Annotated in this window: 15 protein-coding genes and 1 pseudogene; 5 read left to right on the forward strand and 11 right to left on the reverse strand. The window is 36.1% G+C overall.

All coding sequences use genetic code 11. The features are described 5' to 3' along the window. Positions 1–16: 16 nt before the first annotated feature. Positions 17–1,129, reverse strand: a complete 1,113-nt coding sequence (locus tag ACFYKX_RS13950; RefSeq protein ID WP_389361673.1) for a DegT/DnrJ/EryC1/StrS family aminotransferase — start codon at positions 1,127–1,129, stop codon at positions 17–19. Positions 1,130–1,378: 249 nt separating this feature from the next. Further along, positions 1,379–2,449, reverse strand: coding sequence for a glycosyltransferase family 4 protein (locus ACFYKX_RS13955; protein ID WP_389361674.1), 1,071 nt, complete (start codon positions 2,447–2,449; stop codon positions 1,379–1,381). Between the two features lie 334 nt (positions 2,450–2,783). Here ACFYKX_RS13955 and secA2 point away from each other — a divergent pair, with 334 nt between their 5' ends. Both secA2 and ACFYKX_RS13965 read left to right on the forward strand, forming a co-directional pair. Next, entirely contained in the window at positions 2,784–5,159 is a 2,376-nt protein-coding gene (secA2, locus tag ACFYKX_RS13960; RefSeq protein WP_389361675.1) for an accessory Sec system translocase SecA2, read from the forward strand. Between the two features lie 17 nt (positions 5,160–5,176). Continuing rightward, positions 5,177–6,061, forward strand: coding sequence for an accessory Sec system S-layer assembly protein (locus ACFYKX_RS13965; protein WP_389361676.1), 885 nt, complete (start codon positions 5,177–5,179; stop codon positions 6,059–6,061). 45 nt (positions 6,062–6,106) lie between these two features. Here ACFYKX_RS13965 and ACFYKX_RS13970 read toward each other — a convergent pair whose 3' ends face one another. The 7 genes and pseudogenes from ACFYKX_RS13970 to ACFYKX_RS13995 all read right to left on the reverse strand — a co-directional run bounded on the left by ACFYKX_RS13970 (position 6,107) and on the right by ACFYKX_RS13995 (position 14,675). Beyond that, the gene (locus tag ACFYKX_RS13970) at positions 6,107–7,831 is read right to left on the reverse strand and encodes a transglycosylase SLT domain-containing protein (protein ID WP_389361677.1); all 1,725 of its coding nucleotides are present in this window, start codon (positions 7,829–7,831) and stop codon (positions 6,107–6,109) included. An 89-nt stretch (positions 7,832–7,920) separates the two neighbouring features. Continuing rightward, the gene (locus ACFYKX_RS13975; RefSeq protein ID WP_389361678.1) at positions 7,921–8,622 is read right to left on the reverse strand and encodes a C40 family peptidase; all 702 of its coding nucleotides are present in this window, start codon (positions 8,620–8,622) and stop codon (positions 7,921–7,923) included. 217 nt (positions 8,623–8,839) lie between these two features. Continuing rightward, on the reverse strand, positions 8,840–9,247 hold the full coding sequence (locus tag ACFYKX_RS13980) for a hypothetical protein (RefSeq protein ID WP_389361679.1): 408 nt from the start codon (positions 9,245–9,247) through the stop codon (positions 8,840–8,842). Positions 9,248–9,726: 479 nt separating this feature from the next. Then, positions 9,727–12,192, reverse strand: coding sequence for a phosphodiester glycosidase family protein (locus ACFYKX_RS13985; protein WP_389361680.1), 2,466 nt, complete (start codon positions 12,190–12,192; stop codon positions 9,727–9,729). A gap of 299 nt (positions 12,193–12,491) precedes the next feature. After that, positions 12,492–13,046 carry an anthrax toxin lethal factor-related metalloendopeptidase gene (locus ACFYKX_RS27245; RefSeq protein WP_449257605.1) on the reverse strand — a complete coding sequence of 185 codons (555 nt, stop codon included), beginning with the start codon at positions 13,044–13,046 and terminating at the stop codon, positions 12,492–12,494. A gap of 45 nt (positions 13,047–13,091) precedes the next feature. Continuing rightward, positions 13,092–13,337 (reverse strand): annotated as a pseudogene (locus tag ACFYKX_RS27250) (hypothetical protein); the annotation flags it as partial. A gap of 102 nt (positions 13,338–13,439) precedes the next feature. Next, the gene (locus ACFYKX_RS13995) at positions 13,440–14,675 is read right to left on the reverse strand and encodes a CAP domain-containing protein (RefSeq protein WP_389361682.1); all 1,236 of its coding nucleotides are present in this window, start codon (positions 14,673–14,675) and stop codon (positions 13,440–13,442) included. 149 nt (positions 14,676–14,824) lie between these two features. Here ACFYKX_RS13995 and ACFYKX_RS14000 point away from each other — a divergent pair, with 149 nt between their 5' ends. The 3 genes from ACFYKX_RS14000 (at position 14,825) to ACFYKX_RS14010 (ending at position 20,058) form a co-directional block, all read left to right on the forward strand. Beyond that, positions 14,825–16,279, forward strand: a complete 1,455-nt coding sequence (locus ACFYKX_RS14000) for an MBOAT family O-acyltransferase (RefSeq protein ID WP_389361683.1) — start codon at positions 14,825–14,827, stop codon at positions 16,277–16,279. A 12-nt stretch (positions 16,280–16,291) separates the two neighbouring features. Beyond that, positions 16,292–17,869, forward strand: coding sequence for a hypothetical protein (locus ACFYKX_RS14005; RefSeq protein ID WP_389361684.1), 1,578 nt, complete (start codon positions 16,292–16,294; stop codon positions 17,867–17,869). Between the two features lie 113 nt (positions 17,870–17,982). After that, positions 17,983–20,058, forward strand: coding sequence for a WD40 repeat domain-containing protein (locus tag ACFYKX_RS14010; RefSeq protein ID WP_389361685.1), 2,076 nt, complete (start codon positions 17,983–17,985; stop codon positions 20,056–20,058). Positions 20,059–20,108: 50 nt separating this feature from the next. On the opposite strand, the gene ACFYKX_RS14015 is transcribed toward ACFYKX_RS14010, so the two are convergent. Next, positions 20,109–23,573, reverse strand: a complete 3,465-nt coding sequence (locus ACFYKX_RS14015) for a S8 family peptidase (protein WP_389361686.1) — start codon at positions 23,571–23,573, stop codon at positions 20,109–20,111. A 206-nt stretch (positions 23,574–23,779) separates the two neighbouring features. Next, on the reverse strand, positions 23,780–25,627 hold the full coding sequence (locus ACFYKX_RS14020; protein WP_389361687.1) for a M14 family zinc carboxypeptidase: 1,848 nt from the start codon (positions 25,625–25,627) through the stop codon (positions 23,780–23,782). Positions 25,628–25,646: the final 19 nt, after the last annotated feature.

The following is a 25,646-nucleotide window of genomic DNA, read 5'->3' on the forward strand; positions in this document are numbered from 1 at the left end:
CGACGTTTCCTATTTATTATTTACCGTAGAATTCAGCAATTTTCGCCACTACATATTCTTGTTGTTCTGTTTTTAATTCAGGGAACATTGGAAGAGATAGTGCTTCATTTGCTGCCTTCTCTGAAATTGGCAGGTCTCCTTCTTTGTAACCTAAATCCTTAAATACAGGTTGAATGTGCAATGGAAGTGGGTAGTAAATCATTGTTGATACACCTTGCTCTTGAAGGTACTTTTGTAACTCATCACGTTTTTCCACTCGAATTGTATATTGATGGAAAACATGATAGTTCCCTTCCTTTTCAATCGGTGTAACTACAGCATCTCCAACCATCTCTTTTAATAAATGAGTATAAGTTTCTGCTTTTTGTCTACGTAATTCACTCCAACGATCTAAATGCGGGAATTTCACATTTAAGATTGCTGCTTGCATTTCATCGAGTCGGCTATTGTAACCAAGAACGGAGTGATAATACTTCGGCTTGCTACCATGAACACGAATAACTTTTGATTTTTCTGCAACATCATCGTTATTCGTTACAATCATACCAGCATCCCCGTAAGCACCTAAGTTCTTAGTTGGGAAAAAGCTATATGTAGCAGCTGATCCTAATTCCCCCACACTTTTACCATTATGTTTCGCTCCAATAGCTTGTGCAGCATCCTCAACAATTGCAAGATTATGTTTCTTAGCAATTTCAGCTATTCTTTCCATATCAGCCATTTGACCATATAAATGAACAGGGATAATTGCTTTTGTGTTCTCAGTGATTGCAGCTTCAATTTTGTCTGGGTCAATGTTAAACGTAACTGGATCAATATCAACATAAACCGGTTTTGCACCAGCTCTTACGATTGCTCCTCCAGTTGCAAAGAAGGTGAATGGAGTTGTAATTACTTCATCCCCAGGGCCAACTTCTAGTGCTTGTAATGCAATATGTATAGCATCACTTCCGTTCCCGCAACCAATACCGTGGGCAACATTACTATATTTAGCAACATCCTGCTCTAATTTTTTTACATTATCACCTAAAATAAATCTTGATGAACTCATGACACCATCAAGAACTTCTAACACCTCAGATCTTAATTCTTGGTATTGTTCACTAAGGTCTAGCATAGGTACTTTCATTTAGAATTCCTCCAAAAAGTTAAAGTGAAAATCAGTTATAGTTTATCACAATATAATTAAAGGTCTGTGTTTATATTATGACAAAATCATTATAAGTTTTTACGTTTATGTGACTAATTATGAAAGTTAACTCACACTGTCGATTTTTGCATATTTTCGTCAAAAAGGGAAATAATAACCCCATAATTTCTTAAAAAAACCGTTTGTACCAATAAATGCTACAAACGGTGAGATATTCAAATAATTATTTTACTTTCCATATGAACGGCTACCCGTTAATTTCCTAAACAGAGTAAGAACTGGTCTGTACTGAACGTGAACAATTCCTATAAGCTCGGCTAATACTTCCATAATAATTAGAAGCCCAAAGATAATGAATACGGATCCCCATAGGGTAGATTCTGATAGAAGAACAGCAGCCACGCTAAATAATAAACCAAAAGCGTAAATAACTAGTACTGTATTTCTATGTGAAAATCCAAGGGCTAATAATCTGTGGTGCAAATGGAATTTATCCGGAGCGGATATCGGTCTTTTGTTTACAATCCTTCTAATAATCGCAAAGGTTGTATCAAATACAGGTACCCCTAAAATAATCACTGGGACTAAGAAGCTGAACAGTGTAACACTTTTATATAGCCCTAGTAGCGAAAGAATTGAAATGGAATACCCTAAGAATAGAGCTCCTGTATCACCCATAAAGATCTTCGCAGGATGAAAGTTGTGAAATAGGAAGCCGATAATACTTCCTAATAAAATTAATGAAATAGTGAAAATAAGCATTTTACCGTTTAATCCAGCAAGAATTGCTATTGTAGCAATACCAATTGCTGAAATACCAGCTGAAAGACCGTCAAGTCCATCAATTAAGTTAATCGCATTAGTGATTGCTACAATCCAGAAGATTGTAATAGGGTAGCTCCACATTCCAAGTTCAAAATCGCCTATATACGGAATCGTTAAAACGTCGACAGTTAACCCACTAGCTACAATTAAACCTGCAACAACGAGTTGACCAGCAAATTTTACTTTAGCAGAAAGCTCATACTTGTCATCAAGAATCCCAATAATGATGATTAGTATAGCACCTAGGCTTATTGCTGTTACCTTTTGAGTGTGTAATCCTGCTGTGAAATATCCAGCTACAACTCCTATAAATATGGCTAACCCACCCAGTCTAGGCATTAATTTTAAATGAACTTTTCTTTCGTTAGGCTTATCAACTGCACCAATTTTAATTGCGAACTTTATTACTAATGGTGTTATGAGTAACGCTGTAATTAATGAAACAAAAAAAGCTATAGTAGCTTGCATATACATTATTATCACCTTATAGAGAGGTTTATTTTATCTTGCCCAATCATACATATCGTATCACATATCTTTTTTTACGCAATATTTTTTTAAATGGAAGGTATACTTCTGTGAATTTTTGGCAAAGCTAAATAATTCTTTAATATCCTCTCTATCCTATTACCAAGTGTCCTTTATTTATTCCCCCTTTATTTCATCTTCTATTAAAAAGACGACAGTAACAGACATAAAGTTACAATTATTCTATAAATCTTCTTGAAATTATTGCCACCTCAACAAATAAACCTCCAATATGATATAATTCGACTAGGTTCAATTTAATAAATAGGAGCGAAATCTCATGTTAACTAAAGTCAAAATGCTTTTTAGTGACAGTACACGCGATATAAAACGTCTAACAAAGCTTGTCGATCAGGTGAACAAGCTGGAGGATAAGTATGAAAAGTACACGAATGAAGAACTAAAGAATCAGACACAATTATTTATAGAAGAAATTAAAAACGGAAAATCATTGGATTCGATTAAAATTGATGCTTTTGCAGTAGTCAGAGAGGCTGCAAAACGCGTATTAGGTCTAAGACACTATGACGTACAGCTCTTAGGTGGTTTTGTTTTACATGAAGGAAGTATTGCTGAAATGCAAACAGGGGAAGGGAAAACACTTGTTTCAACACTTCCAAGTTACCTTCATGCACTAGAAGAAAAAGGTGTCCATATCATTACAGCCAACGAATATCTTGCTAAACGTGACTTTGAACAAATGGGGAAAGTTCATGAGTTCCTTGGGTTAAAAGTCGGGTTAAATATCTCACAAATCTCACCTGATGAGAAAAAAGCAGCCTATAACTCTCATATTACATACGGAACAGGGAATGAGTTTGGCTTTGATTATTTGAGAGACAATATGGTCTATGATAATGCTCAAAAGGTACAAAGAGAACATCACTTTGCGATTGTGGATGAGATTGATAGTATTTTAATAGACGAAGCTAGAACACCTTTAATTATTGCAAATAAATCAAGCCTTGGGGCAGAACTTTTCTATATTACAGCTGAAATCATGAAAAGTTTTGTTGCTGATGTGGATTACGAACTATACCCTGAGACAAAACAAATCTATCTTAAAGATGAAGGTGCTTTTAAAGTAGAAAATGCTTTTGCTATCGAAAATCTATATGACGCTGAGCATCAAGACTTATTACACAACGTGATGCAGTCACTTAAAGCTGCCGTTATCATGAAGAAAGATGTAGATTATATCGTAAAGTCTGGAAAGATTGAATTAATTGATAAATTCACTGGCAGAATTATGGAAGGCAGAACTTTTAGTGAAGGTTTACATCAGGCCATTGAAGCAAAAGAAGGATTGGAGATCTCAGAGGAAAACGATACTCAAGCTACGATTACCATCCAAAATTATTTTAGAATGTACAAAACGCTTTGTGGGATGACGGGTAGTGCTACACCGTCAAAAGATGAGTTTACGGAAACATACAATCTCCATGTTGTTTCGATTCCAACTAATAAACCTGTCCAACGTTTAGACAAAGACGATGTTATCTTTATTGATTATGACTCTAAGCTTAAGATGATAGCAGCTCAAGTTCAAGACATGAATAAACAAGGTCGACCAGTTCTAATTGGGACTACTTCCATTGAACAATCAGAAAAGCTCTCTACCTACCTTAAAAAGATTGGTATAAAGCATCAAATCCTAAATGCAAAAACGGAAGAAGACGAAGCTCGGATTATCTCTTTAGCAGGTCAACAAGGACAAGTAATGATTGCAACCAATATGGCTGGTAGAGGAACAGATATCCTCCTTGGAGAGGGTGTTCGAGAGCTTGGTGGACTTCACATCATCGGAACAGAAAGACATGAAAGTTTCCGTATTGATATGCAGCTACGTGGACGTTCTGGTCGTCAAGGGGATCCTGGTTCATCCCAATTTATTATTTCATTAGAAGATGATTTATTTATCAACTACGACCCTGAAGAGATGGAAAGATTTAAAAAGAAGGTCAAAGTAGACGCGGACGGGCTAATTGTATCACCTGATCCATCAAAATTTGTCAAGCGTGTCCAAGAAATGGTTGAACATGCCCACCATTCTTCACGTACTCATCTACTTAAGCTGGATAACTCAGTTGACCGTCAAGGGAAAATTATTTATTCAATGAGGAATCGTCTCCTAAATGCCTCGTCTCAAGAGACCTTCCCTGAAGTAACTGGATATATTAAGAATTATATTTTACAGGTCATTGATAAGTATTGCTTAGAAGAGGTTGAAACGGAAGATTGGAACCTAGCTGGTTTAGTAGAAGAGTTGAACTTTGTATTTTTACAAAGCACTTTAACAGTTGATCAACTTTTAGACTTAGGACGCAAAGAGATTACAGACGTCATTCTTAAAGAATTTCATCTACTAGAAGAGCAGATTCTGTCACTACAAGATGAGGAAGAGCTTGGGCTCCAACTTAAAAGGTTTATGCTCCAAATCATTGATACCAACTGGATCCAACATCTAGACATCATGACTCAAGTCAAAGATGGAATTAATTTAAGAGGATATGGACAAGAAGACCCATATCGTTTATTTGAGAAAGAAGCTTTGGAACAATTCAACCAACTTATCTTTGAAATTGAATCTGGTATAAGCTTACGTTTTATTGAATATTTGAGAAGTCAATTCGAGATTAATGAAGAGCAATCATAAGGGGGGCTTATTTTACAATGGCCTTATTCACTAGAAAAAAGAAAAACAATGATGAGATCGAAAAACAAGAACAGACACCTGTTCAAGAAACAGAGATATCTACTGAAGGATTAGTCAAAACGACTCTATCGTTTCATCCTGATTGGGAATTAACAAACCAAGAAAAATATGTCTATCAATTTAAACATGAACAATTACCACTCCTAAAACCTAATCAAATCTCTATTACAGGGACAAAGTTAATTCAATATAACGACGGTTTTGTTGTAGTTGCGTTCTTAAGGAACACACTTCCTAAGGCCGTTCGTTTTGAAGCTGTTGACCTTTTACTACTAGATGAGAACGGTCAAGCTATTGCTAAAAAACAGTTTGAACTAGATGGATTAGATGAGCTTCCGTCCATGGCATGTAGACCTTGGAGATTCTTATTTAGTAATGAGGATAAGCTAGTTGAAAAAATTCCTGAACATGGCTGGAAAATTGCTTTTGAACTAAAACAAAGTCAGTCAAAACACCAACTAGAACTTGCTGAAAGCTGGGAGAATCAAATCTCTCCTTTACAAAAAGAACACCTTGAAAAGCTAGTAGCATCCCTACCGAAACTATCACCTGGTGAAGTCAACTTTATGGGAATTGAAACAAAGTATACACCTGAACAAAATCTTGCTGTGACGGTTCTAATTCGAAATGGTAGCGAGAAAAACATAATGTTAGAACAAATTCCTTTAATTGTGGAAGATGCTGATGGTGACATTGTCTGTCAAGGTGGGTTTAAATTAGATCAATTTGAAGTAAAAGCGAATACAAGTAAGCCGTGGACGTTTATTTTCCCTAAAGAATTAGTAACGAAAGAGAAGCCTAATCTTACTAAGTGGAAAGTTTATCCGCCGGCAAAGCAATAATATAGATAAGAGGAGTGTCCGCAATGGACACTCCTCTTTTTGTAATTACAAACTAACTGAAGCAATATACCCTTCTTGTCCAGTAGATAAGTTTTTCACTTTATACCAAACAAATAAGTTATATTTATTTTCATCTTCTATCGGACCGCTTAGTATATCTACTTTAGTTCCTGCTGCAATATCTACAGGGCCTCCAGTAGTAGAAGGTTTGTCTCGTAACCTAGCCTTACTTGGGAGTATGACAGTGTCCCCTTTAGAGTACAGCTGAGTTGATTTTGTCATTTCTTTAGTCGCATAGTTCATTTTCTCGCTAAAGATCGCCTGTCCAGTCGTAGGGCTATATGATATTTTCAAGTTATCCTTATTCAGTATTTCCGGACTTACTTGAGCATACTGCGCCATATTGTTGTACACTTTTGATTGGTACGTCCTATCTGAATGGTTTGGATCATTCACTTTAGAAAGCCCATTATAAGCCATAACCGCAAAATACCAGTTTTCTAGTATCTCTTTTTCACCATTATTGATCACTGGAATACGCGTGCCACTGTAACTCCACTTTTCTTGAAGAATCTTAATTCCGATCTCAATATTATACTCTAAATCATACTTTACTTGATCCCAATTATAGCGAGTATCATGTTCATCCAATGGAGTCACTTGCATAATTCCATATCCATTATCGGGGCTCTTAAATACTTCACCTTTTGAATCAAACTGTTGGAAGCTACCATTCTCTGTAATGACAATAGACTTCACCAATTCAGGCGGAATCCCTGCTTCCACAGCTTTCTGAGTTAACATTCCTTTTATCTCTGAAATAGGCACTTGAAGTTGACTCAGGATAGAGTCTAGCCTTGTTTCAACTTTTTCCTGATACAAAGAATTGCTAACTTGGGTAATGCTAGATGAAATGGTGTCAACCAAACTAGGAACTTTACTATCAGATACACCTGGTTTTACTAGTTGTCTTAACTCTCTAAGACTATTATTAACTTCTAGTAGACGGTCAAACTCGTTATCCCTAACATCTTCAGGAATTTTACTTTGCAGTTTGTCCCACTTTAAACGAAGTTGGTCGTAATATTCTTTTTGTGGAATAACCTCTAAAAACATTAACGCTTTTTTACCTTGAGATAATAGCTTTGATGTTTCACCAGAAGGTAGACGATTTATTTCAGACAGTGCCATTCTTACAGTCATAGGATAGCTTAAATCATCTCTAAGTTTTTCTGCAGTTTCTTTAAAAGAATATCGGATAGCTTCTCTAGTGGTAACTCCATAAACACGATCTAACAATTTTGTTTGCTTTTTAATTTCATAAGAGAGCTCATGGTATGCTGTTACCGTCTTATCTGATAAAACTCCCTCTTTCAATTGAGACTCCAAAAACAGTTTCTTCTCTTCAATTTTCTTACCAGCCGTAATAGCATCAATATAATAAGCAGCTCTTTTAATCTGAAGCTGTGGGTCATCAAGTTTTGCAAGAAACACCTGCTTCTGATCGCTTCTTAATTGATTTACTAGCTTAATAGCCTCGTTGTATGCTGTTTTGGCAGCATTGTACTCTTTATAAGGTCTTGTTTTCCCATCTCCAGTCCACTCTATGGAGCAAGCTCTTCTTAAAACTTGAGAAGTAGAGATTGCCTTCTGTACCGCATCACTGACTTGATTATATGTAGCCGCATCAGCCTGATTGGTGGTAGACACAGCAACTGTTGGAATCATAAATGTACTAGCAATTGCAAGTTTGATAGCTTTATTTTTCATTGTTACACCCCTTTTGCAAAATAAAAATGCCTCTTGTTCTATTATAACAAGAGGCATTAACTTTTTTACAGTTTTATCCCAAATAACTACTATTCTACTGATTTATACTCTATAAAATCTTCCATATTTGTAACGTATAATTGAGATCCTAGGTTATATTGACCACCATGTTTGTCATCGTAACCATATACTCGATAAATCTCTCCAGGATTTAATACTCTTGAAACTTTTAAATTATCGCTCGCATCTCTTTCCCAAAGATTAATTTTTTTCTTTATGTATATTGCTCCAACTTGACCTTCTTTAACTGAGTTAGAGAAAAATGCATCTAAAACCATTTCAGGCTCTAAGTATCTCTTAGCACCAAGATATCTAGATTTATAATATGAAGCATCTAAACTTGTAACTTCTATCCCTTTGCTAGAAGAAGCATGAATAAATTGGTTATCCCCAACATATATTCCAGCATGGGAAGCTCCTGGTTTATAAGTTGTAAAGAACACTAAATCTCCTGGTACAAGCTCATCTTGTTTAACAGATTCTCCTTGGTTAAACTGATCTGCACTTGTTCTTGGAAGTTGTACGTCATATTCATTAAATACGTATGTAAGAAAACCTGAGCAGTCAAACCCTGATGGAGTTGTTCCACCCCATTTATAAGGTACACCAACATATTGCTTAGCATATTCAACAATGCTTTCTTTTTCGGCAGCATTTGCGTCTACTTGTGATACGAATAATAGTGGAACCGTTATAAGCACTGATGTAATCAGTTTTTTTACTTTATTCAAGTAAGTAACCTCCTAGCATGCTAAACTCTATTTTGTTCAATAAATTGTCAAATAATTAAGTTTTTTGAAACCTACTAAAATCATATACTAATTTTCGTCTGATATCTATTTCAGTTCCCTTACAATCTCTTTGTTATATTACAGAATTGTTACAAACATTACGTTATATTGAAAAAATAAAGAGCGAGCACTAATCGGCTCGCTCCTAACTTGCTATTTACGTAAATTGTGGCCAGTTTATTTGAAGTTCGTCGCCTTCAATTTTCTCTAGCGTACGATATTTGAACGGCAACAGGTCCTGATCATTTTTCGATAAAAATTCTTTTGCAATTTCAAAAGGAATCATATCAAAACGATCGTCTCTTTCTGCTAAAAAATATACACCTAGGATTTGTCCCTTATTTTTTATATCTAAGTTTAAGAAGGCTGGAAAATAGGTTTCATCTTTAGCTTCCAAAACAGCCATCGCTGTAACCGTTCCATCCTCTTCCTGCTCTACCAGTTCATTCTCTAGCTTTTCAAGTACTTTTACAGCCCAACCTTGTTTCTTGTAACCCCCAATTACTTTAGGAGGGTTCTCCTTTAACTGATTAAGTATATCCTTCACATCATTAGATTGTCCCATTTGTTACCAAACTCCCTCCAATGTTCTGAAAAGTTAATACCTACATTACAGAACAACGATCAATCAAGGCTCCAAAACACTTTATTAACATATTTTCTTTCGAGATATGTATATCACCATATGTCAATAAAAAAGTAAAAAAAAGAATCCATCTCATAATGTAGCATATAAAATAATATTGTGCAATTTTGTAATGAATTTTTAAAATATTTAATATAAGAGTAAAACAAATGGACTTGCCACACAATACATAATATATGGTAACGTAACTAAAATAGAACAAAGCTTCTCCAACTGTGGAGAAGCTCATTATTAAGGCTGTTTTCGCATAAATTAGTGCTTTACGTATGTTATTTCCAACACGGACCCTATGCTGCTTCGTGGCATCTTTTCTTCCCCATATGAAGAATACAGCGCCATCTATTTAAATGCAGTTTAAAGTATTTAAAAGTCAACAAAGTTTACGAAAAGAGCCTTTATTAATAAACTGCTTGAATTTGATCAATAAAAATTTGTCCTTTATTTTTCTTTGTATCGTCCACTTGCATGTAGCGAATTGGAGCAGTTAGTTTATATGGTGCTGTTAAACCATTTGGAATTGTTGCTTCAACGTATTTCCAACCAGTCCAGTCAAGGTTTTTAGTGAAATCCAATTGAACTTCTTTATTTTTAGAGTCAACCAATTGAGCACGTAGCCAATGCCCTTTTCCATCACCATAAACCCACATTCCGATTTTCTTAGGAGTACCTAAAATTTCTAGGGCACTGTTTTTCTGTGCGTACACACCTGAAGTTCCAGTTGTCCCAATAAAGTCATAAGAAACCTTTAAAGATTGTTTTCCTTCTTTAATGTAGTTCTTTTCTGGCATTACCTGTACGGTTACATACTTAGCTCCTGATGCATTCCATTCACTAAGTGATCCTTCAAAATCTTCGATTATAATCGTTCCTGGGTTCCCAACGATTACTTTTATCTCTTTCTTTACAGAACCATATGAAACCGTAATTACGCCTGATCCATCTGTATTCCCTGCTTTAAATACACCTTTGTTAACAGTACCAAGTTGGTTTGAGACACTATATTGGTAAATCGCTGGATCACTTACAACTTTCTGGCCTTTATAGAGACCATCAATTTCTAGAGAAAATGATTCATTTTTCTCAACAAGAATGGTTTCTTGCTTAACGTGAATGCTATCTATACTATTGACAATATTAACTGAGACATTTGACTTAATAGAACCGACAGCACCGGTAATGGTTCCTTTTCCTACCTTAGTAGCAGCTGTGTAAGAATCATCATTATTAAATGTTCCAACATTCGAAGACCATGTAATCGGATCTTTAAGTTTAATGACATTGTTTGCTTGATCCAGTCCAGTAGGTTTTAGCCCTAGACTTTCGTAAGTTGCTCCTGCAAATAAAGTGATTTCCTTAGGATTTAGTAATAAAGTGTGCAACGGACCTGCTTTCCATAAACCAACAATGAATAAAGAGTTTGCTACAGAGCGCTCTTTTCCGTCAGATGGTTTGTTAATCACACTTGCTTCCCAATCACCTGGTTGTCTTGCAATCATGGTAGAGGAGCCACCCCCATCAAAGGTGATTGCTTCTACTGCACCAAAGTCTTTCATTATTTTTGCAAGATCGGCCAATGTAACCCCTTTACTATGACTTTGTCTGCCATCCACTACGATAACAAAAACCGATCCGTCTGCTTTAATTCCAATTGCAGTTCTTGGATGTGCACCTGCAATATTAAAGGCTTGTGTATGACCGTTTTTCACTAAGTGATATCTACCACCAATAGCTTGTTCAATATTATTCCAAGCTGCATCACTATAGTTAATATCAATTTCTACCTGGTCACCGGCCTTCAACGTTTTTAAGTACTCGCTTCCTGCTCCATGTCCAGACAGAACATATTCACCCTGTTGCAAAGGATGACTTCCTTGTCCAATAATAACTTCCTTTACTACAGCTGTTATTTTGTTATTGCCATTAAGTTTACCAGAAGCATTGGTTAAGATTACTTCTGTTCCTAATTCATTGGTCATTGTATTACTTGAAAAATAAGGCGTATAAAGGACAAGATGACCAGCATGGCGACGTTTATTTACGGAATTGATTAAATATCGGTCACTTCCGTTTACACTCATACTTAAAATAATATCTGGATTACCAATCAACGCCTTCCCGCTTGGACTTACACCAAAAATGGTTCTGTCTGATGCAGGAGTCGTATTGGTTGTCACCAGTTCTCCATTATGTACCGTTAGATCAGTAGGAGCACCATTTTGATCAAAGTAGTCACCATTAACTCCTCCAATAATATAGTGACCATCGTACTGCTGACGACTAGCTTGACTGCTTACCGTTTCAAATCCAATCATTTGATCCTTAGCCAATGAAGTTTCAAATGTAATTTGAGAGACTTTTTGGTCAACATCCAACTTATAGATAGCCTGATTTCCACTACTTCCTTCTACAGCGAACTCTGACTGTGTTACACCTGGTGCTATTACACTAGCAGTCTCACTTTTTACAGTCCCAATAGAAAGCTTAGTTCCATATAACTCAGGGTTAACAAGCTTCAATTTATGTTTTGAAGGTGTCTTATACTGGACAAACCCTTTAATGTTAGTAACAAAATAAGGTCCACCTACTCCGTATTGTCCACCAAAACTTGAGCTATACTGGTACACTCTGTAAGCCTCTCCTGGTTTCAGCACCCGTACAAATACCAATTTATTATTTTCTCTTTTCCAGAGATTAATAGGCTTTAAGATATCAACCTTACCAATCTGTCCTTTTACTAACTGCATCCCTTCCCAACTAACATAAGGAGTTGTTGCAGCGTTAGCCTTAGTAGGCTCAGTCACTCCGGAAAAAGGACTTACTAGAATTGATAGAACCATTACCAAGCTGACTATAATCTTTTTCATCGTTCCTCTCCCTTTACCACTCTTATTCTAAAAACTATTATTCTATTATACGACAAAATAACTCACCATTTACTCTATTTCTACAAAATGGAATAAAAGTCCCATACTGAAAATAGAAAAAAACCTTACTAAATTAATAGTAAGGTTTTTCCGGGTTTCCCCTAAGTTTGATAGGAAGATCCTCGTACCAACCACTGAATAGAGTATCTCCACCTTATAAGACGATTAAGTTTTAAAAAAGTTTCATTTTTTTCTAAATTTTTTGAGGAAATTTATGTATACCTGTCGATTTTGCGAGATTACTGTAAATTCTTAAAAAAGGTATACGTAAGCGGAGCTGTTGTTTTTAGCTTTTCTCGGGAAGATTCCTCCAAATAATACATGGCGAAAGTTTCTGCAAAATACTCTTCAGGATAGTTATCGTAATATACACTATTCTTAAACAAAAACTGTGATTCCTTTTTCCAAATATCTATAAAACTTTTTGTCGAAGATAGGTGGTCATAAATAATAGAATCGATAGAATGTGCAGCTTCATGCAATTCTAGATTTACTGAACCATGTGATTTACCATAATCACTATATCCTATCCTAACAACAACTACATGGGTCCCACCAATGCCTGGTACATCGTCCCATGTTCTATTTGAGTTTTCCCATCCTCTTGGCACCTGACCCTTAAGATGGGTGAATTCTGCAACATTTGTAATCGGCTCATCCACTAGTTTAATGAGGATGTCATGACTCTTCATTTTATCTAGCAAGGTTATAGGCAGTTGGGCAATGCGATTTTTTATTTTTATGACCTCTGGATGCTTTTCAAATCCTTTCGGCACTGAGACTATTTGCTTCACTAAACTATGGTGTTCATTGAGTGAAACATCTTCTAGCAGAAGTTCTTGTAATTTTTGTTTAGAAGGCGTCTTGTATTTAATTTTCCCCTTCATATCTGTGACAACATAAGCGCCACCCACACGATATTGTCCGTGAGTATGATCGTATCCATACACCCTGTAAGTTTCATTAGGATTTAAGACCCTCACAAAAGTTAGTTTAGATTCTTCTCTTTTCCACAGATTAATTGGCTCTATTATGGTTAATTTACCAGTTTGACCTTTAACTAGCTCTGCTCCATCCCACAAAACTTTTGCAGACACTTTTCCAGGGATTAACAGACAAAATGATAGGATTAATAGACAAAGTATTTGCTTCCAACTGCCCATATTGAGTCGCCTCTTTCCAGAAAATTAAAACGGTTTGAAATAATTTTGTGTATAATAAGGTCTTTGCGTGTCTTGTTGGAACTGTACCCCTACGCCTACATGGGTAAACTCTTCTTGAAGAATATTCTTTCTATGTCCAATAGAATTCATTAGAGCCTCATGAGCGAAAATGCTACTTGGGTGCCCCATTGCAAGATTTTCTCCTGCTGCCCAATAGCGAATCCCCTCCTTATCCATTCGGTCAAAAGGGCTTTCATTTTGTAAGTTTGTATGGTTGAAATAATTATTAATTGCCATATCTTTACTATGCTTACGAGAGGATGACCGCGCTTCCTCCCCCCAATTTAATGGGGATAGTCCATTATCTACTCTCGCTGCATTGATTAGATCAAACATTTGCAGTTCAAATGCTTGCTGAAGGGGAAATGATTGGTTACCAAATCTCCCATCCTTCTTCTGTTCTAAAGAGCTTGTAACTACCTGAATGCCTGTAACTTTACTTCCTTTGTGGATATCATAGAAAACGGTTATATAGTTTCCACTCTTATAAAAGGTTTGCTCTTCTTCATTGTTTGTAATAAGATAATTCACATTTCCCTTTATAATCCCCTTAATTGGTGACCCTAAGAGCGAAACAACTTCCTTGCCACTCAGTCCTTTATGTACTCCATTAACATAAAGGCTTTCGTCATTAGAATAGATTTGAATCACTTTATCTCTTTCATATCCGACCATATAAAAGTGGTCATACTGGTTATGATGGGTATTCCAATTAATACCATATTCGTTTAAGGAAGTTCTTTTGGCTTGTCCTAATTTCTGTTCAATCGAGGACTTACTCTCACCAATCTTTATACTCAATGCTGACATTTCAGCTTCTTGTTTTTTACACGCAACTAGTGCTAATTTGCTCTTTGAAGGCGTTTCATAGTGAACTCGTGAATCACGGTCTACGTAATATCCTCCACCGACGCTTAGCCTCCCTGGCTTAAAAGCATAAATTCTATACTTCTCACCAGCTTTTAAAGTTCGAGAATAAGTTTCCTGGTTATCTTCTAATTTGTATAAATCCGTATCCTTTAATACTTCAAGTCTACCAATTTGTCCGACCCTTAATTCTACTCCATCCCACCAGATCTTTGTATTAGTAGTAATACCTGTACAATTTTCTGCTGCTTTTGCTTCATTGTTTGCGTAAGAAAAAAAGATTAAAAGAATCATTGTCGCTGTAATAGTTGTAATTGCTATTCTTTTCATCATGCTTTCCCTCCTAATCTCCTACTTCTATTTTATTGTATTCCTTTCCAGTAGTATAGATAAAAGGGATATTATCCTTATTTTGGTTCTATTGTCTTACGCATGCTATAATGTTTTCTAGCATTTACATTTCATACAGGTGGAGAAGTAATTTGATATTCAATTCATATGAATTCTTATTTGGATTTTTACCAGTTGTTTGGCTAATCTTTTTAGTATTAAGCAAATATAAGCTTTATCGAACAAGAACTGTCTGGCTTGTTGTTAGTTCCCTGTTTTTCTATAGCTGGTGGAATCCTATTTATTTACCTTTAATATTAGCTTCTATGCTAATCAACTACTTCCTTGGCTCCGTCATTGGAAAAATGAAAGAGGCAAAGCTAGCTAAGACGATACTAGTTTTGGGTGTCATCCTTAATCTTTCAGCACTTGGATACTATAAATACTTTGATTTCTTTGTTGAAAATTTTAACGCTCTATTTCATACAGATATTCCGCTGCTTTACCTTACTCTACCTCTTGCCATAAGCTTTTTTACCTTTCAGCAAATTGCTTACTTAGTGGATGCTTATCGGAATGAAACGAAAGAATATGATTTTTGGGATTACGCTTTATTTGTAAGCTTCTTTCCTCAGTTAATTGCAGGTCCCATTGTTCATCATAAGGAAATGATGCCTCAATTTGCAGCTAATAATAGTAGAATAAAGGCTGAAAATATCGCAAAAGGGATCTTTATTTTTTCAATTGGCCTTTTTAAAAAGGTTGTTATCGCAGATACATTTGCTGGTTGGGCAACAGCCGGTTTCGACTTAGCAGAAAGCCTAACCTTTTTTGAAGCATGGATTGTTTCATTATCTTATACGTTCCAATTGTATTTTGACTTTAGTGGTTATACAGATATGGCCATTGGAGCAGCACTATTATTCAACATAAGATTGCCCATTAATTTCAACTCACCATATAAAGCCGTCAGCATTATTGACTTCTGGAAAAGATGGCATATTACGTTAACTAGATTTCTAACGCAATATTTGTATATTCCTCTCGGTGGAAGTCGAAAAGGAGTTATTCGTACCTATATAAATGTGTTCATCGTTTTCTTCCTAAGTGGACTGTGGCATGGTGCAGGTTGGACATTTATATTGTGGGGTACCTTGCATGGAATTGCCTCAGTCATCAACCGATTATGGCAACAGCTTGATTTTAAAATGCACTGGCTCCTTGGATGGTTTATTACATTCCAGTTTGTAAACTTTGCTTGGATATTTTTTAGAGCAAGAACATGGGAGGATGCGATTAAAGTCATCGAGGGGATGTTAGGATTCAATGGGTTTTCCTTACCCGAAAACTATGCCCATTTTGTAAATTCTACTAAACTAACCTTTGTTGAAGAATTAACAATTAATACGTTAGTAGATGCAACTTTTGGTTACATGTTGATGTATACCTTAGGAGCTTTCATGGTTGTTCTACTATTTAAAAATTCCGTTAAATTAATGGACCACTTTAAGCAAAATTGGTTTTGGGCGTTTTTCGTATGTGTCCTTCTATGGTTGTCTATATTGAATATGACAAAGGTTAGTGAGTTTTTATATTTTAACTTTTAGGTGGTAACATTCATGCAGGCTTATCGTAATTGGCTATTAAAATGTTTCATAGCTTTCTTCTCGCTCACATTGTTGCTGGGGTTACCCATCATGTTATTTAACTATATAGTGGATCCTTTATGGCTCTTTGAACATAAGAATAAATGGAATAACATCCAACAAGGATTTAACGAAAGGCAGCAAAAAGTAAATCGATTTACTTTTACAGATGAACCTTATGATGCTCTTCTAATAGGTAGCAGCCGATCAACCTATATTAATCAGCATCATTTTAAAAATTTGAACGTATTTAATTTTGCGGTCAGTTCGATGTATGTAGATGAGTACAAAGATTATATCGAATATGCGAAAAAACAAAATGGGAAAGATTTTAAATTTATATTTTTAGGTCTCGATTTCTTTGCAACGAATAAATACCGAACCCTAAATGAAAAGGAGCCTAGCTATTATACCGAACAGGCTGAAAGCTACTTGTACCGATTAAAATCACTAGCTTCCTTTGACACATTGAAACTTTCCGTACCTATTTATAAGTCTTCTCAAGAAGACAAGCCTACATTTATTGATCATCGATATTACAATCGTGAAAATGTGGCGTTTCCTTTCCCTGTTACAGATCAAGAACGACAAGCTAGGATTGAAACAAATATTTATCAGTTTTTCCGGGACGAGCCTAAGTATGAGTACGACCCTGCTGTCATTCAAATGTTAGAGGAAATCGTTAAAACAAACTCCAATACAATTATTGTACCTTTTACAACACCGGTCACATTAGCACGACTCAATATTCAACTAGAAAATGAAGAGTATATGCAGGGCTACGAGCAATGGTTGAAGGATTTAACAGGTCTGTTTGATAAAGTCTATCATTTTATGGATATTAATCAGGTGTCACTGAATGTAGAAAATTTTACAGATTCACATCATTTCACTCCTGAAATTGGCAATCAAATTGTTGATGAGATCTGGAATGATGAATCTAAAGAAGATTTATCATTCGGGAGAGTCTTAACGGCTAGTAATGTTGAATCAGAGATAATAAACATTAAAACAGATATTAACGAAGCATCTGACTATACGTATGATTTCTTAAAGCCACTTGAAAAAGAACCATTCTTCACAGATGACTTTTCACAGATTAAGAAAACTACTTTTTCTACAGAACAGTGGGACGAAAGCCTTTCTCCTTTAACTCTTCTAGGTGCAAAGGGATCTTTCAATATGACCGTTAACGATCGTCAGCTTTTAGTTGAACCCCCTACCAAACTAATGGGTACTGAAGTGATTCAGCTTGGCTTTGACTATGCAAACCTAAACAAGGGGAATGTTCAGGATGAAGTGACCTTCATTGTTTCTCTTAAAGGAAATGTTTCTAGCAGTGGTTCTGTCCAACTATTTATTCAAGACCAAGTGAATAAGGAATGGGAACGGGCTACCTACAATCCTATTTTAGACCCGCATCAAACTAGGTCATTTAAAGTATCCAAGAAAATAAGAGGAAATGCAGAAAAAATTCTATTTGGGGTTCGTTGGCAGAACATTAAAAATGAGGATGAATGGATCATAATTGATAAGGTATCTGCTTATTAAGGAGTTAGTCCCTATGAAAGGACTAACTTCCTTTTCTTTTTAATAGATATATAGTATGGTGTTTATGTGTATTTATGGATGATATGTAAAATAAATGTAAACGAGGCATTAGAATGAGCTTTGATTTTAAGAAAAAATATTTGAACCTGGCAATCCCAGTCGTTCTTACAACGCAACTTTTTTCTCCTCTTAACGTATTAGGAGACGAGAATCCGGTTGAGATAGAAACCATTGAACTGGATGATAGCCAAACACCTGTTGAGGAAGAGAAAAATAAACCTGATCTAGAGGTGGAAAATTTAGGGGAATTCCACAAGGTTGGGCCCCAAGTATTTCATGGGACTGCCCTAACAGCTGCATATGGAAAATCTCCTGAAGATGTTCCTTATATGTATATCCTTCAACACGGAACTCCATCAGCACTATCCATCGTAAATCTAGTCACGGGTGAAACGGAGGATACAATAACATTAGAAAACTCTACTAGCGCTTGGGGAATTGATGTGGACTCTCACCAAAATGTATGGATTGGTGGAACTTCATCAGGGAATCTTTATAAGTATGATCCAGTGACAAAAGAGTTAACAGACTTCGGCAACCGATTACATCATAATCGTGATACAGCTATTCTTGACCTTGAAGTGGGAGGAGATAGAATATATGGTTCAACTGCCTACAACGGAACGGTATTCTCTTATATTCCAGAAACTGGTGAACAAAAAGATTACGGTCAAGTAATTAAGGGAAAAGAGTTTGCTAAAAGTGTCCTGTATGATGAAGAATTAGAGAGTATATTTATGGGTGTCGGTTCAAAAGCAGAGCTTATTCGATATGATATAAGAACAAAAATGCGTGACCGCTTCCTGCCATGGGAGTACCGATTCGAAAAATATGTTTCAGATATTCAGATTGTAGGAGATTATTTATTTGCGCGTTTAGACCCTAGTAACAAAGTAATCGTTATGAACAAAAAAACATTAGAACTTCTAGATGAGATTGATGTTACATCGAAAACTGTATCTCCAAAATCACCAGACCAGGATGTTGTCTATTATACATACGAGGGTCAGCTATTTGCTTATCATTATAAATCCGGGGACAAAATTAAGGTTGAAATACCCAATATTGGTCAAGAAGTCATTAGCTTAGACTTTGTAGAAATGAACACAGAAGATAACCCTGGTGCGACTCTAGTGGGACTTACTAGCAATGCAGGAGAGTATTTTACATATAACTTAAGTACTGGTCACTTTTCTTTTAATCAAGCCGACTTAACAGAACTACCAGTCACTTTATACACATTGTTTACTAGTCCTTCTAAAGAACAGATCTTAATTAATGGATATATGTCCGGCGGGATTGGAATTTACGATATCCATACTGGTAAAACAACCCCTATTAAAGATGTTAGTCAAATTGAATCTATGTCCTACCTAAATAACAAACTTTATTTGGGTGCTTACCCTAAAGCTCGATTATTAGAATATGATCTTAATTTGCCAATATCCGAAGCTAAGTTTAAAGAGATTACTAGATATAAAGATTTAGGACAAGAACGCCCAACTGCTTTATTGGGGATTGATGAACTCAACAAGTTAGTTATTGGAACATATCCGGAAACAAGTACGGGTGGAGGATTATTATCGATTTACGATCCAAGTACGAAAGAAGTTCAAAGTTACGAAAATTATATTGAAAATCAAAGCATTATTTCTCTTTCTTATCTATCCGACTATGTGTATGGTGGAACGTCTGTGTTTGCGAATCATGTTCGGTCAGAAGAGGGAGCTACTTTATTTAAATTCAAGGCCGATAACCCTCTTGAAAAAGAAATCATTGCCTTACCTATTAAGGCAACCATGATAAACTCTTTAATTCATCAAAATGGCGAATTACTTTACGGTATGGCTGATGGGAAACTATTTAGCTACAATGTTATGACACAAGAAACAAATCAAAATGAGATTGTTCCGGCTATTTCTGGAAGATTTAAAAATTCTACACTTCTTTTTGGTCCTAACAACCTACTATATGGTACAGTAGAGGGCGTTCTTTTCAGTGCGGACCCAGAAAGCTTAGAAGTAAAGATTTTAAAGGCAGAAGGAGCAAAAGATCTCGCTATTGATAAAAATGGAGATTTGTATTTCCGAAATGAAGCAGATCTATGGAAGTATGAAATGAAGAGATAACAAATAAGATCAGTCCGTCTATTGGACTGATCTTATTTTGTTCTACGAACCTAGTTAAAATCAACTTGTATTTTATAAGCCTTGAGAGTTGTATGTCCAAACATATCTCTTACTTTAAAATGATATGTTCCTTTTTTAAGATTGAAATAAAGAACCTCGTTATCACCAGCTGCATAGTAATCAGCTGTTGTTAATTCTTTTCCATTCTTATACAACGTAATTATACCATCTACTTCTACACCCGTATTTAACGTAATTTTTCCTTTTGAATCTTTGTCTATCTTTAGTTCGAACCAATCTTCATCTCCGTAAGGAACACCTGCATTTAAATAACCAGTAGCTTCTAGCTTCTTGTTATTTACTTTTTTCAGAGTTAACGGTTTAGATGGTACATTTCCTGTTACAACAGATTTTGCATCTTCATCATTTTGCTGAACAGGAGCAACTGTTAATTTGTAAGGTAATAGTGATAATGGTACTGGACCATCTACAAATGCAGTTGTTAATAAAATGTAATTCTTATTCTTTTCCGCTTTGAAAGAACCATAGGTTAAACCGAAGGACTGTGCTTTATCAATCACTTGAATCTTATTGAACTCTCGTTCATCAAGTTTACGATTTTTATTAACATCCTCGACGATCATTATCATGCCGTAGAACGAGTTAACTAGCTCTTTTGGATATTTTGATTTCCAGCTTAAATCAACTTCCTGTTGTTCCAATGTTACCCCATACACTTGAGTAGATTTAGATTCAAAATAAGAAATGTCCTGGTCATGTGGCATTGAGAAGTTACCTTCTACTACTGAACCCACTAGATTCTTAATGTTCTCTAAGTCATCGTCATCCTCTTGTTTATCTTGAGGATCCTTTACAATCAACTTAGAAGTAAACTCATAAGGTTCAAAGGAAATATCACCAGTATAATAGTTTGTATTAAATTTAATGTAATAAGTTTTGTCTTTCTTTAAGCCTGTATACAATGAGTCACTAAGATTCACATCAATCCAGTTATAGCTGACATTGGAACCAATGTGCTCTAAATAGTTTCGGCCTGTCAGTTCATCCTCCCTAATTTGATAAATCTCCATCATTGGGTTAGTAGAGTTTTTATTTAACAAGGAGAATTCATAAATTCCTGTCTCTGTTGGAGTAACGCCAAACCAGTCCTCATCTTCAAACCTTTGAAGACTTCCTGTTCCCACGCTGCCAATTTCATATGGAAGAGCACCATCTTTTAATAGTTGAGTAAAATCAACCTCTTCTTCCTGTACACCTTTTGCCATAGATTCCATCTGCTTTTCAAGCTGAGTTTCCTCTGTGAATTTTTCTTCTAGAAAATACGGGAACATGTCTTCATCTTCACCAATCGATTTCCCTACAACTTCTAATTTATAGGTTTCTAAAGAGGATTCCGGCACTTGTTCTTCGTCCATTAATCCGAAATTCATAATGAAGTCATACATACCAAAGTATCCCAACATTTTATTGGAAATTCTAATATAGTACTCCATACCTGGCATTGCTGTAAAGACTAGACTCTCTCCCTCGCTCTTTCCGGCCTTATTAGCATGATACATTGGATCCATGGGATATTCGCCCTCGAAAAACTCTTCCAACATCACTTTTCTTTCTTCCTCTGGCATATCCTCTGGAAGTGCAAATTGATCTCCCATGTAAACACCAATACTAGTATCAACTCCAGGCAGTCCTGATAAGTCAATCTTAACTACTTGCTCTTCTTCAACTGAAAAACGGTAGAAATCATCATCCCCGTCTTCTCCAATTAAAGTTGCTTCTTTTTTATCATATGGAAGATCAATTGAAATAGGAGCCTCTATACTAGACTCATCCTTAGGAAGCTCAGAAACCTTGCTCACGGATAACTCATACTTAGAAAGATTTCTAGCAGAGTCATCATAGCTACCGTTTACTTCTTTCACTCCTACTGCAAGTTCACCAGTAAAAGGAACTTCAAACAATTTCCCTTCCTTCGCTCCTTCTCTCACTTTATTTAGGTCTAGCTCCACTTCTCCATCAGGAGATGACAGATGAAGCAGTAGCTTAAAATCAAACTGTTCAGCGCCGTCTAAAACAAACTGAATATTCTCGCCTTTTGTTACTTCCGTTTTATACCATTTCTCCTCAAATGGCTTTGTAACACTTCCCTTTATACTTAATTCTTTTTCTAAAGAGATTTTTTCAGCTCTGCTGAAGATCTCCTCTTTATTCCACTCTTTAGTCGTTAGTTCTGGTAAGTCATTAATATTAAATTGCAGGGCCTTAATTGGGTCAATCATGCCATTTCCAAAAGTCGTATCAAACCCTTTATCGCCCAAATCCTCTGCCGTATGCTCTAATATGTACTCAACTTGAAGAGGAGTTAAGTTGGGGTACTTAGATAAAAGCAATGATGCGAGTCCCGATACCATTGGAGCTGACATTGAAGTACCACTCATCTTTTGGAAGCTTGATTTCTTTTCATACTCATAGATTGGCGCATAAATCTCTTCCCCTGGAGCAACCACATCAACGGATGTTCCGTAAGTTGAAAAGCTAGCTAGTTTCTTTTCACTATTCACTGCCCCAACACTAATAACACCTTCGTAGGCCGCTGGATAGCTCAGGGAATCGTCTCCAGTGTTACCTGCTGAAGCGATAACCACAACATTCTTCTCCAATGCATTATCGATAGCCGCTTCTATCAACGGAGACTTCATCGGTCCACCAAGGCTCATATTAATAATATTTGCACCCTTTTCTACAGCAAGTAGAATACCTTGTGCAATCGCGTAATCTGTTGCACCCCAGCCTCTATCAAATACATCTATCGGTAGAATTTTCGCATTTGGATTTACACCATAACCGCCAATCCCATTCCCTTTGTTTGCTGCAACAATACCTGCAACATGCGTACCATGGTAATCAGGTGTACCCTGATTCATCGGGTTTACAGTATTGAAACTTGGAAGTAGGCGATTTTTTAAATCCGGATGATCCATGTCAACTCCCTGGTCAACTACCGCAACGGTAACACTATGATTACCAGCTAATTTCTGTGCTTTTTCGAGCTGTAAGAGACTATTTTGATACTGATCTTTTGCCTTTGGATCTTCTAGACTTAACGGTTTATAAAAGACAGAAGGATGAACTGAAACAACCTGGTCAAATTTCTTATACTTTTCAATAATATTATTCAATTTTTCTTTGCCATTGACCTTAACAACTACATAATTTAAATCCGAAAACTGCTGAAGAATACTACCTCCTGCTTGACGGTGCTGAGAAGTACTTAAAGGTCGCTTATATCTGATAACAAGCGTGTCCTCACTTACAGCAGATCTCTTCGTTTGATCAAGTCTTTCCTGTAGATCCTTCTGAGTAACTTTAATTGCTGAAACAGCTGGTGTGTCCTTAATATTAATTTGAGCTGATGCAGGCGAGATGAAGCTGCTAGTAAATAGCCCTACACCTGCAACAATTGCACAGGACTTTTTTAACCATTTTTTACTCATTCTCATCCTCCTTTAATCTTTTAGTCTACTATTCTATGGTAGTACTTGTGTAAATTAATAGCAAGGATTTCCATAAGTGTTGTTTTTAGGTTATTCGACATAATACAAGCGGGGAGAAGGACAGGGGGCCAAATGTACAAGACGATCTTATTCAACTATAGAAAAAGCTGGCTTCGAATCCGAAGCCAGCTCTCCATATTAGTGTATTAAAGTGTCTCGTTACTTTCAACTTGATCTGAATTCTGTGATTGCTCTTCTTCTGTTGGGGTTGGTTCTGTACTCTCTTCTGTACTGTCTTCTACTTCTTCAACTACTGGTTGAAGTTCAGAGTACTGTTTTAGAACTTCCTCTTTCATGGATTGAAGCGTCTCTTCAAATTTTGGTAGATCTGGATATTTCCCTGGGTGCAGCTTATTTCCTAGTTCTTTTATTCCTATTGATTGCTGTTCAAGTTTCTCTAACTTTTCAAATTTCGCAGGAATTTCTTCAAGTGTTCCTTCTTGTAATAGCACTTGAATCTCTTTTGTAACCATATATCTAGAAATTTCATAAATAATGGTTTCTTTCGTTATTTTAGCAGGCAACACATATTGATTAGCTGTTAATGGTCTTACGTGAGATCCGTACATTTTATTAATGAAAATCTCTGATTTCTTAATCTGATAGGATAAGTCGTGGTAGGACTTTACGGTATCATCATTAAGAATTCCGTTATTTACGGTTCCATCTAAGGACTGTTTCTTTAATAATAATGTCTGCCCGATTTTTACTGTGTCTATAAATACAGCAGCACTATTTTTATAAGAATAAGCTTCATTTAACTTAGTAGTAAAGATAGCTCGTTCTTTTTCGGGTAGTGCTTTAATCTGCTTTTCTGCTGCTGCAATACTTTTGTTAGCCTCTTGGTAGGCCTTTGCAAATTTTGCATCAACTACTAAATCTGCAGCACTCTTTATATTACCAGAGTAATAGAATCGTAATCCTTTGGATTTCGTGATAGCCTGAGCTATTTTATTATCAGCTTCTTTTTTAATCGTTCCCATCCGTGCTTGATTTAACTGGTAACCTAGATCTGCTATATAAAGACCTACTGCTTGGTTCTTTGTCCATGCTCGTGGAAACTCAGAAAGAGGCGGGCTGGTTTCTTTATAATACCTTGAAATTTCTGGAGTAAATCCTGGTCTTTTATATTGAATAATAAACCAATCTGTAAACCCACCACCGGAAGGATTCGGGCCTGGATAGACTAAACGATAGCCTGTCATCTCACCTATTTTTTTCGCGTAATTGTGATCACGATTATACCAACTTCCTGTTTGGTGAAAATTCCAGTACAGGATTTCTCCAGTTGAATGATAGGCTACTGTAGCCTCAGGATCAATTTCATTAACAAAATTTAGAACAGCAATAACCTCAAGCGCACTATGTGGTTTAGTACCTTTATAGTTTTTATAATAAGGCTTACCTGGATTATATTTTATATTCGCCCAATCAGCATTATATTGTCGGTTTAAGTCGACTCCTTTGGCATTTGCCTTCCAACGCTTAAAGTCTTTGCTTCCATCATTCATCTTTATTAAATCTTGATGAACAGAAGATGGGAATGCTTTTAAACCGTATTGTTGTAATGTTACACCATCTGGGTTAACCATCGGGACAAACCAAATAGTCGTTTTGTCTAATATACTTCTAGCATCATAGCCACTAATCTTTGTTCCAGATTCGTATGCTGCAGCATATTGATCAATCATATACATATTAAGCGTAGTCGTTAACCATTCTCGACCATGGTGTGAGCCGTTTATAAAAACATTCGCATGACCTTTCCCTAGAGATACGGCATAGATATTTCGCCCATATTCACTTTGACCTATTACCTTATACGTAACTAGATCTGGATATGTGTTTGCAAGATTCATAATATCTTGCTCCATCTTTTCATATGTATACACTTGGTTTGGGTTTACTACGGCTGCTTCTGCCTGTTTACCACTGAAAGAAAAATAGAAAAATGATAGCAGTAGAACAATAAAAGTAAATCTGAGTTGTTTCATAAATCCTCCTAAGTAACCA

It is taken from the genome of Cytobacillus spartinae (genome assembly GCF_042865285.1).
GTDB lineage: Bacteria > Bacillota > Bacilli > Bacillales > Cytobacillaceae > Robertmurraya_A > Robertmurraya_A spartinae.

What these genes read in the sequence shown, in the direction of transcription:
- ACFYKX_RS14015 (WP_389361686.1), bottom strand. Translation starts at nt 23,573, where the DNA reads ATGAGTAAAAAATGGTTAAAAAAGTCCTGTGCAATTGTTGCAGGTGTA.
- ACFYKX_RS13995 (WP_389361682.1), bottom strand. Translation starts at nt 14,675, where the DNA reads ATGATGAAAAGAATAGCAATTACAACTATTACAGCGACAATGATTCTT.
- ACFYKX_RS13950 (WP_389361673.1), bottom strand. Translation starts at nt 1,129, where the DNA reads ATGAAAGTACCTATGCTAGACCTTAGTGAACAATACCAAGAATTAAGA.
- secA2 (WP_389361675.1), top strand. Translation starts at nt 2,784, where the DNA reads ATGTTAACTAAAGTCAAAATGCTTTTTAGTGACAGTACACGCGATATA.
- ACFYKX_RS14005 (WP_389361684.1), top strand. Translation starts at nt 16,292, where the DNA reads ATGCAGGCTTATCGTAATTGGCTATTAAAATGTTTCATAGCTTTCTTC.
- ACFYKX_RS14020 (WP_389361687.1), bottom strand. Translation starts at nt 25,627, where the DNA reads ATGAAACAACTCAGATTTACTTTTATTGTTCTACTGCTATCATTTTTC.
- ACFYKX_RS13970 (WP_389361677.1), bottom strand. Translation starts at nt 7,831, where the DNA reads ATGAAAAATAAAGCTATCAAACTTGCAATTGCTAGTACATTTATGATT.
- ACFYKX_RS13955 (WP_389361674.1), bottom strand. Translation starts at nt 2,449, where the DNA reads ATGTATATGCAAGCTACTATAGCTTTTTTTGTTTCATTAATTACAGCG.
- ACFYKX_RS14010 (WP_389361685.1), top strand. Translation starts at nt 17,983, where the DNA reads ATGAGCTTTGATTTTAAGAAAAAATATTTGAACCTGGCAATCCCAGTC.
- ACFYKX_RS13980 (WP_389361679.1), bottom strand. Translation starts at nt 9,247, where the DNA reads ATGGGACAATCTAATGATGTGAAGGATATACTTAATCAGTTAAAGGAG.
- ACFYKX_RS13985 (WP_389361680.1), bottom strand. Translation starts at nt 12,192, where the DNA reads ATGAAAAAGATTATAGTCAGCTTGGTAATGGTTCTATCAATTCTAGTA.
- ACFYKX_RS13965 (WP_389361676.1), top strand. Translation starts at nt 5,177, where the DNA reads ATGGCCTTATTCACTAGAAAAAAGAAAAACAATGATGAGATCGAAAAA.